This window comes from Corynebacterium sp. DNF00584 (assembly GCF_001552965.1).
Lineage (GTDB): Bacteria > Actinomycetota > Actinomycetes > Mycobacteriales > Mycobacteriaceae > Corynebacterium > Corynebacterium phoceense.
The window spans coordinates 21323-29826 of record NZ_KQ959753.1 but is presented as its reverse complement, the minus strand read 5'-3'; the positions used below and the strand labels follow the sequence as shown (position 1 = coordinate 29826).

Below are 8504 nucleotides of genomic sequence, written 5' to 3'. Positions count from 1 at the left end.
ACAAGCCCAAACCTGAAAACCCGAAGCCGGAAAAGCCCGAGTCGGAGAAGTCAAGCAAGCCGGAGTCGATGAGTGCCTCGGCGACGGTGGCCTGGATCGTGCCGATCCTTACGCTCCTCGCGGCTCTAGGCAGCGTCGGCTACGCCGTTATCCACGGCATGATCCCCGGTCTCAAGCTGCCGAAGCTCCCCTTCTAGCGATTAATTCGGAGCGTCGAGGTGTTGCGTCGTGAGGTAACCGCGGCGCATGCGCTCGACAATGATGGAGCGCAGATACAACGCCAGTCCCCATAGCATCGCAAAGATGATGGCAACGGCGAGCACAGACCAGTGGATGAAGATGCCCATCGCAGCGCCCACGATTTGGCCGGCGAAGATGACGGCGAGCGCCCACGGCTTCTTAATGAAAGCGAACATGATGACGTGGAACGCGAGCCACGCGCCCACCAGCGCGATAGTGGTGGTCGTCCACAGCTCGCCGTTGTAGAGCATGCGCAACGCCAGCAGGGCGAGGACCAGCGTGATGACCTCCATGGTGAGCCCGTTGGCCAGCACCATGCCAGTGAACTGCTTGAGCGGGTCCTTGGCCGGGGCGTGCCCCATGCCCAGCGGGCCTACCTCTGACTCGACGCGGGGCTTGCCCCGCAGTTCGTCACGGTTGTTGTTGCGCGAAGTCATGCAAGTGAGTTTGCCAAAACCGGCAGGGCAAGTCTAATTAATACGGGCCGCGACGTGGTCCAGAATTGCCCCTGCGACGTCGACGCCGGTGGTCTCCGTGAGCGCCACGAATTGAGCGTTGGAATTGACCTCGCAGATAAGCGGCGCGCCGTCGGCATCGAAGAGCACGTCGATGCCGCCGAAGTCGAGGCCGGTCGCGCCCATAGCGCCCCGCGCAGCCGCGATGGTGGCGGCATCGGGAGCAAAGGCCTCGGCCGTGCCGCCGGCTGCGATATTCGCACGAAAGTCACCGGAGCTGCGGCGGATCATGGCAGCGACGAGGTCATCGCCCACGAAGTAGAGGCGCGCGTCCGTGCCCGTGGCCGCGGCGATGAAGCGCTGGAGGACGGCGTCCTCCGTGCCCAGGCCGCACAGGAAGTCCAGGAGTCCGGCGCGGGACTCGACTAATTCCACGCCCGCGCCCCAGGAGCTGCGGGCACGCTTGGCCACGAGCGGGAGCCCGAGAGTGTCGATGGCGGCGTCGGCGTACTTGCCCCAGGCGGTCTGCGGGGCAAAGCGCAGCGGCACGAGCAACGTATCCGGCTGAGGCACGCCTGCGGCGAGCAGGGCCGGGTACGTGAGCGCCTTGGAATCGCAAGTCTCGACGGCCGCGGCGGAGTTGAATACGCGCGTGCCCCGGGCCTCGAGGAGCCGGAGGAGTGCGACGTCCTTGTCGAAGGCCAGGGCGAAGGAGGGGGCATCGGCAAGCTGGGCATGGGCATTGGTGACGCGGTCCAGCGTGAGCCCGCGGGCGCGGGCGGCGTCCTCAAGCAGGCCGAACTGGCGGTCAAAGACCGGCCAGTTGAGCCACGCGTTGTGGACGAGCCAGCCCATCTACGCTCCCAGGAGGGTGCGGGCCTCGCCGGCCGTGGCGACGGAGCCGGTGATGATGATGCCCTTGCCCGCGAAGGCCTGGGCGCCGTCTTCGTCGGCGAGCTCGATAGCCTGGTCCACCGCGTCGAGGATGGTATGCGCGGTGTAGACGCGCTCGTCGCCGAAGACGTCGGCGGCGAGTTCCGCGAGCTCCTCCATCTCCATCGCGCGGGGGTTGGAATTCTGCGTGATGACCACGCGATTGACGGCGGGCTCGAGCGTCTTCAAGATGTCGAGGACGTCCTTGTCACCGAAGATGGACACGACGGCGGTGACGTCTGCGAAGTCGAAGTCGCGGTCGAGCGCGGCGACGAGCGAACGCATGCCGTGCGCGTTATGCGCGGAGTCAACGAAGACCGCCGGGTTGGCACGCAAGCGCTCAAAGCGGCCCGGGACCGTGGCTTGGGCGAAGCCGTTGCGGACACTTGCAATGTCGAGGGCGTGGCCAGTGTGGGCGCCGAAGAAGGCCTCCACAGCGGCGAGAGCAGTGGCCGCGTTGTGGGCCTGGTGCTCGCCGAAGAGCGGAATGAAGATGCCCTCGTAGGTGCCGCCCAGGCCGCGCAGAATGAGCTGCTGGCCGCCCACGGCGACAGCAGACTCGGCGACGGCGAACTCGGAGCCCTCGCGCGCGACACCAGAGTCAGTGTCTACGGCGCGCTGGAGGAGGACCTTCATGGCGTCGGGCTCCTGCACGCCGATGATCGCGATGTTCTCGTCCGGGCCGGCGTCGAAGCCCTCGTCGTGCGGGCGCGGCTTAATAATACCGGCCTTCTGCTCAGCGATCTCCGGGAGGGTCTCCCCCAGCCAGTTCATGTGGTCCATGCCGATGGGCGTGATGACGGAGACGTCCGCGTTGATGACGTTCGTGGCGTCCCAGGTGCCGCCCATGCCGACCTCGACGACGGCGACGTCGACGGGAGCGTCCGCGAAGGCCGCGAAGGCCAGCGCCACGAGGACTTCGAACTTGCTCATCGGGGCTTGCCCGGCGAACTTGTCGTCGACCATCGCCACGTAAGGGGCGATCTCCTCCCAGATGCGTACGAGGTCGCGCGCGGAAATGGGATTGCCGTCGATGACGATGCACTCGGTCATCCTGCTCAGTGCTGGCGTGGTGAACAGGCCGGTGCGGCGGTGGAAGGCGCGCAGGAGCGAATCCGTAAGACGAGCGGTTGAGGTCTTTCCATTCGTGCCGGCGATGTGGATGGCCGGGAAAGTCTTCTCCGGGTTGCCCAAGATGTCGAGGAGCATCTCCACGCGGTCGAGCGAGGGATTCGGATCCGTCTCGCGCGGGCGCGCGTTGAGTTCCGCCTCGAGTGCTGCCAGCTGAGCCAGCTCTTCAGGGGTGTCCTCCGCGGGCGCGGGCTCCTCGTACTCGTCCTCGGAACCCATGCCGAGGTTGAGCGTGAGCCCGGAGTCGGTGATCTCCACCGGGCTGTCCGCGGTGCCCTCGGCAAGTGCGTCGACGATCTCGAACTCGTCGTCCTTGCTGTCCTTCTTGTCTGCCACTACTTGAGTGCCTCCAGGCGTGCGGTAATGCGCTCGACCTCTTCTTGTGCAACCTGCTGGCGGGTGCGGATCTTCTCCACGACGGTATCGGGAGCCTTGGAAAGGAAGGCCTCATTGGCGAGCTTCTTGCCGGTCTGCTCAAGTTCCTTCTCCGCCTTGCCCAGGTCCTTGGTCAGGCGCTTGCGCTCGGCCTCGACGTCGACGGTGCCGGAGGTATCCAGTGCGACCTCGACGGTGGCCTGGGTGAGGCGCACCTCGATGGACGCGGACGGCGCGAAGCCGTCTTCCGGCTCGGTTGTGTTGGCGAGGTTGCGGATCATAGCCTCGAGCGGCACTAGATCGCAGGCGGCGAAATCGAGGCGGCCCGGGACCTTCTGCGAAGGCTTGACGCCTTGGTCGGAGCGGAAGCGGCGCAGCTCGGTGATGAGCTTGTCCGCGTCCGCGATGCGGCGCGCAGCAACCTCGTCCTTCTCGGCGCCACCGTTGGTGTCCTCCTGCGTCGGCCACGGGGCGACGACGATGGTCTCGCCGCCGGTGAGAGCCTTCCACAGGACCTCGGTGACAAACGGCATGGTCGGGTGGAGCAGGCGCAGGACCACGTCGAGGACGCGGCCCAGAACGAGCTGCGTATTGTGGCCGGTCAGCCGCTCCGCGTCTGACGTTTCTGCCGAATCGAAGTCGCGCGGGATCTGCGTCTTGGCAATCTCGACGTACCAGTCGCACAGCTCGTCCCACGCGAAGTGGTAGAGCAGCTCGTTGGCCTTGGCGAACTGGTAGTCGTCCAGGTACTTATCCACCTGAACGCGGACCTCTTCGGCGCGGTCGAGGATCCAGCGGTCGGCATCCGTGAGCGCGTCGCGAGCGGGCAGCTCGCCCACGCCCGCGCCGTTCATGAGCGCGAACTTCGTGGCGTTGAAGAGCTTCGTGGCGAAGTTGCGGGAGGCCGCGGCAGCGTCCTGGCCCAGCGGCAGGTCAACGCCCGGGTTGGCGCCGCGCGCGAGGGTGAAGCGCAGGGCGTCCGCGCCGTAGTCGCGGACCCAGTCCATGGGGTCGATGCCGTTGCCGAGCGACTTGGACATCTTGCGGCCCTGCTCGTCGCGGACGAGGCCGTGCAGATAGATGTCGTGGAACGGAATCTGCGGACGGCCGTCCTTGCCTTCGCCGAGGAGCTCCGGGGTATGAGCCCCCGCGAAGGTGCCGAACATCATCATGCGAGCGACCCAGAAGAAGAGGATGTCGTACGCGGTGACGAGCACGTTCGTGGGATAGAACTTCTCCAGATCCGGGGTCTTCTCCGGCCAGCCGAGCGTGGAGAAGGGCCACAACGCCGAGGAGAACCAGGTGTCGAGGACGTCGGGGTCCTGGACGTAGCCAGCTGGCGGCTCCTCGTCGGGGCCGACGCAGACGATATCGCCGTCCGGGCCGTACCAGATCGGAATACGGTGGCCCCACCACAGCTGGCGCGAGATGCACCAGTCGTGCATGTCATCGACCCAGTCGAAGTAACGCGGCTCCAGGGAGGTCGGGTGGATGACGGTATCGCCCTCGCGGACGGCGTCGCCGGAGTACTTGGCGAGCTTCTCCACGGCGACGAACCACTGCAGGGACAGGCGCGGCTCGACGGGCTCGCCGGAACGCTCCGAGTGGCCCACGGAGTGGACGTAGGGGCGGATTTCCTTGACAATGCGCCCCTGCTCGGCGAGCGCCTCGCGGATCTGCACGCGGGCCTCTTCGCGGGTCAAACCATCGAACTGGGTGCCCGTGTTTGCGATATGGCCGGTCGTGTCCATGATGTTCGGCATGTCCAGGTTGTGGCGCAGGCCCATCTGGTAGTCGTTCGGGTCGTGGGCCGGGGTGATCTTCACGGCGCCGGTGCCGAATTCCATGTCCACGTAGTCGTCGGCGATGACCTTGAGCGTGAGGTCGTCGCGGAATGGGTGCGGGAACTCCTGGCCGACGAGGTCCTTGTAGCGCTCGTCGTCCGGGTGGACGGCAATCGCGACGTCGCCGAGCATTGTCTCCACACGGGTCGTGGCCACGATGAGGTGCGGCTCGTCGTCATTGAGGGAGCCGTAGCGAATGGAAACGAGCTCACCCTCGACGTCTTTGTAGACGACCTCGATGTCGGAGACGGCGGTCTCGAGCACCGGCGACCAGTTGACCAGGCGGTTGGCTTGATAGATCAGGCCTTCGTCGTAGAGCTGCTTGAAGATAGTCTGGACGGCGCGAGAGAGACCATCATCAAGCGTAAAGCGCTCGCGGGACCAGTCCACGGAGTCGCCGATGGCGCGCATCTGATTCTGAATAGTTCCGCCGTACTCGCGCTTCCACTCCCAGACCTTCTCAATGAATTCCTCGCGGTCGTAGTCCCAGCGGGACTTGCCCTCGGTCTCCTTAAGCTTGGCCTCGACCTTGGTCTGGGTCGCGATACCCGCGTGGTCCGCGCCCGGCAGCCACAGCGTAGCGAAGCCCTGCATGCGCTTGCGGCGGATAATCGAGTCGATGAGCGTGTGGTCCAAGGCGTGGCCCATGTGCAGCTGACCGGTGACGTTCGGCGGCGGCAACACGATGGAATACGGCTCGGCCTCGGACTCGGCCGACGGTGTGAAGTAGCCCGCCTTCACCCAGCCTTCGTAGAGGTCAGATTCGACCGACTGCGGATCCCAGGACTTGGGCAGCGCGTCGGCGCGGTTGGTACCAACTAAATTCTTGTCATTTCGCTCAGTCACCCGGCCAAGTCTACCCTGTGCGTCAACGGCGAATTCTTACCCCCTTTTCGTCATTTTCCCCCGCCCGCGCGCGCCCGGCGTTACATTGCTTTCCATGTCTTCACACGTAACCCGCCTGCGCACGCGCCACTTCCTCGACGCGCATGCACAAGGAACCAAGTTTTCCTGCTTGACCAGCTACGATGCCCTCACCGCCGGCATTTTTGACGAGGCTGGCATCGATCTCCTCCTCGTCGGTGACTCCGCCGCGAACGTCGTCTACGGCCGCGAGACCACACTCTCCCTTACCCTCGACGAAACCATCACCATGGCCAAGGCCGTCGTCGCCGCCACACAACGCGCCTTCGTCGTCGTCGATCTTCCCTTCGGTTCCTACGAGGCCTCGCCGTCTCAGGCGCTCGCATCCGCCGTCCGCGTCATGAAGGAGACCGGGGCGCACGCCGTGAAGTTCGAGGGCGGCGCGGAGCTCGCCCCCACCGTCGAGAAGTTGGTCGCCGCAGGCATCCCTGTCTGCGCGCACATCGGGTTCACGCCCCAGTCCGTCCACGCCTTGGGCGGCTTCCGCGTCCAGGGCCGCGGGGACCAAGCCGACCGCTTGCTTGCCGATGCCTCCTCCCTCGCCACCGCCGGCGCCTTCGCCGTCGTCCTCGAGATGGTCCCGGCCCCCGTTGCCGCGCGCGTCACGAAGACCATCGACATCCCAACGATCGGCATCGGCGCCGGGGCCGACACCGACGGCCAGATCCTCGTATGGACCGACATGGCCGGACTGTCCACCGTCGCCCCGCGCTTCTCCCGCACGTACGCAGACCTGCGCGCCACGCTCACCGAGGCCGTCTCCTCCTACATCGCAGACATCAACTCCGGCTCCTTCCCCTCCGAGGCAGAAAGCTTTCAGGACTAATGCAGATTCTCACCACTAAAGCTCAACTATTCGCATTCCAACGCACTGGCTCGGTCGGATTGGTTCCCACCATGGGCGCGCTCCACGGCGGCCACGCCTCACTCGTGCGCCGCGCACGCGAAGAGAACGACACCGTGGTTGTCTCCGTCTTCGTCAATCCCCTGCAGTTCGACAAGCTCGGCGACTGCGAGGATTACCGCGAATACCCGCGTAACCTCGACGCGGACGCCGCGTTCCTCGAGTCGCTCGGCGTCGACGCAGTCTTCGCGCCCTCGCCGGAGGAGATGTACCCGAACGGCCAGGCCATCTGGGTACGCACCGGCCGCATGGGCGAGGCCCTCGAGGGTGTGACGCGCCCCGGGCACTTCGATGGTGTCGCCACCGTCGTGACCAAGCTGTTCAACCTCGTGCGCCCGGACCGCGCCTACTTCGGCCAGAAAGACGCACAGCAGGTCGCTATCATTCGCCGCATGGTCGCCGACCTCGACCTGCCCGTCGACATCGTGGCGGTCCCCATCGTCCGCGCCGCCGACGGCCTCGCCGAGTCCAGCCGCAACCAGCGCCTCTCCCCCGACGAGCGCCCGCAGGCCCTCCAGCTGTCCCAGGCGCTCTTCGCGCTGCGCGACGGCGCCACGCTTGACGAAGCCCGCGCGATGATCGACAGGCTCGACTACCTCGTCGTCGTCGACCCGCTTACCCTGAACGCAGTCGAGCCGGACCAGCGCCCCGCCCTCGCGCTGTGTGCAGCGTGGGTCGGCCCGGTCCGGCTCATTGACAACCTCGAGCTGAGCTAGAGGAGATCCTTCACGGCCTCGCGCTCGGCGCGCAGCTCGGCGACGGAGGCCTCGATGCGCTCCTTCTGGAAGTCGCTGAGCTCGAGGCCCTGAACGATCTCCCACTTACCGTCGCGCGCAATGGTCGGGAAGCCGCAGATGAGTCCCTCGTCCACGCCGTAGCTGCCGTCCGAGACAACAGCGGCGGTGCGCCAGTCCTCGGTGCCGGCGAACCAGTCGCGCATGTGATCGATGGCCGCCGAGGCCGCCGACGCAGCAGACGACGAACCGCGGACCTCGATGATCTCGGCACCGCGCTTGGCCACGCGCGGAATGAACTCATCGGCGTACCAGGCCTGGTCGACCTCGACCTTCTCGCCATTTGCCTCGGCGAACGTGAGATCCGGGAACTGGGAAGCGGAGTGGTTGCCCCAGACCGCGACCTTCGTGAAGTCCGTCGTGCGCTTGCCGGTCTTCTCGGCTAGCTGGCTCAGTGCACGGTTGTGGTCGAGACGCATGAGAGCGGTGAACTGGCGTGGGTCCAGATCCGGAGCGTTCTTCGAGGCAATGAGCGCGTTAGTATTCGCCGGGTTGCCCACGACGAGCACCTTGACGTCGCGGTCCGCGAAGTCGTTGATGGCCTTGCCCTGCGGGCCGAAGATGGCGCCGTTGGCGCTGAGCAGGTCAGCGCGCTCCATACCCTTCGTGCGCGGGCGGGAGCCGACGAGGAACGCGGCGGTGGTGCCGGTGAATGCTTCCTCCAAGTCGGTGGTGACGGTGACGGACTGGAGCAGCGGGAAGGCGGCATCGGCAAGCTCCATGGCCACGCCGGTCGCGGCCTGCTTCGCGGGCTCAATCTCCAGCAACACCAAGTCGACCGGCACGTCCTTGCCGAAGACCTCGCCGGAAGCCACACGGAAAGCAAGGGCGTAGCCGATATTGCCGGCCGCGCCCGTAATCGTCACACGCTGAGCAGAAGTCATCACAGTTCCTTTCACACGAC

The 8504-nt window shown here is 66.0% G+C and carries 8 protein-coding genes; 3 read left to right on the top strand and 5 right to left on the bottom strand.

What is annotated here, in order from left to right:
• The coding region (locus HMPREF0307_RS13165; RefSeq protein WP_168162249.1) for a hypothetical protein at nucleotides 1-197 on the top strand (197 nt) is incomplete at its 5' end.
• A gap of 3 nt (nucleotides 198-200) precedes the next feature.
• Here the strand turns inward: HMPREF0307_RS13165 and HMPREF0307_RS07345 are convergent.
• The 4 genes from HMPREF0307_RS07345 to HMPREF0307_RS07330 are packed head-to-tail and all read right to left on the bottom strand — an operon-like array spanning nucleotide 201 to nucleotide 5824.
• A complete protein-coding gene (locus tag HMPREF0307_RS07345) occupies nucleotides 201-677 on the bottom strand; it encodes a DUF4233 domain-containing protein (protein ID WP_066490525.1) in 477 nt (158 codons plus the stop codon).
• A 33-nt stretch (nucleotides 678-710) separates the two neighbouring features.
• Entirely contained in the window at nucleotides 711-1550 is an 840-nt protein-coding gene (locus HMPREF0307_RS07340; protein ID WP_066490523.1) for an ATP-grasp domain-containing protein, read from the bottom strand.
• Entirely contained in the window at nucleotides 1551-3095 is a 1545-nt protein-coding gene (locus tag HMPREF0307_RS07335; protein WP_066490520.1) for a bifunctional folylpolyglutamate synthase/dihydrofolate synthase, read from the bottom strand. It abuts the gene before it with no gap.
• Entirely contained in the window at nucleotides 3095-5824 is a 2730-nt protein-coding gene (locus HMPREF0307_RS07330) for a valine--tRNA ligase (protein WP_066490518.1), read from the bottom strand. The genes HMPREF0307_RS07335 and HMPREF0307_RS07330 overlap by 1 nt, the downstream gene beginning before the upstream one ends.
• Nucleotides 5825-5918: 94 nt before the next feature.
• Here HMPREF0307_RS07330 and panB point away from each other — a divergent pair, with 94 nt between their 5' ends.
• Nucleotides 5919-6728 (top strand): 3-methyl-2-oxobutanoate hydroxymethyltransferase, encoded by an 810-nt coding sequence (panB, locus tag HMPREF0307_RS07325; RefSeq protein ID WP_066490516.1) that lies wholly within the window; start codon nucleotides 5919-5921, stop codon nucleotides 6726-6728.
• Nucleotides 6728-7522, top strand: coding sequence for a pantoate--beta-alanine ligase (gene panC / locus HMPREF0307_RS07320; RefSeq protein ID WP_066490515.1), 795 nt, complete (start codon nucleotides 6728-6730; stop codon nucleotides 7520-7522). Before panB ends, panC begins: the two co-directional genes overlap by 1 nt.
• On the opposite strand, the gene HMPREF0307_RS07315 is transcribed toward panC, so the two are convergent.
• Nucleotides 7519-8484 carry a malate dehydrogenase gene (locus HMPREF0307_RS07315; protein ID WP_066490512.1) on the bottom strand — a complete coding sequence of 322 codons (966 nt, stop codon included), beginning with the start codon at nucleotides 8482-8484 and terminating at the stop codon, nucleotides 7519-7521. The genes panC and HMPREF0307_RS07315 overlap by 4 nt on opposite strands.
• Nucleotides 8485-8504: the final 20 nt, after the last annotated feature.

Bases quoted from the DNA above. Each gene is read 5' to 3' on its own strand.
- HMPREF0307_RS07345 (WP_066490525.1), bottom strand. From the start codon at position 677: ATGACTTCGCGCAACAACAACCGTGACGAACTGCGGGGCAAGCCCCGC.
- HMPREF0307_RS07340 (WP_066490523.1), bottom strand. From the start codon at position 1,550: ATGGGCTGGCTCGTCCACAACGCGTGGCTCAACTGGCCGGTCTTTGAC.
- panB (WP_066490516.1), top strand. From the start codon at position 5,919: ATGTCTTCACACGTAACCCGCCTGCGCACGCGCCACTTCCTCGACGCG.
- panC (WP_066490515.1), top strand. From the start codon at position 6,728: ATGCAGATTCTCACCACTAAAGCTCAACTATTCGCATTCCAACGCACT.
- HMPREF0307_RS07315 (WP_066490512.1), bottom strand. From the start codon at position 8,484: ATGACTTCTGCTCAGCGTGTGACGATTACGGGCGCGGCCGGCAATATC.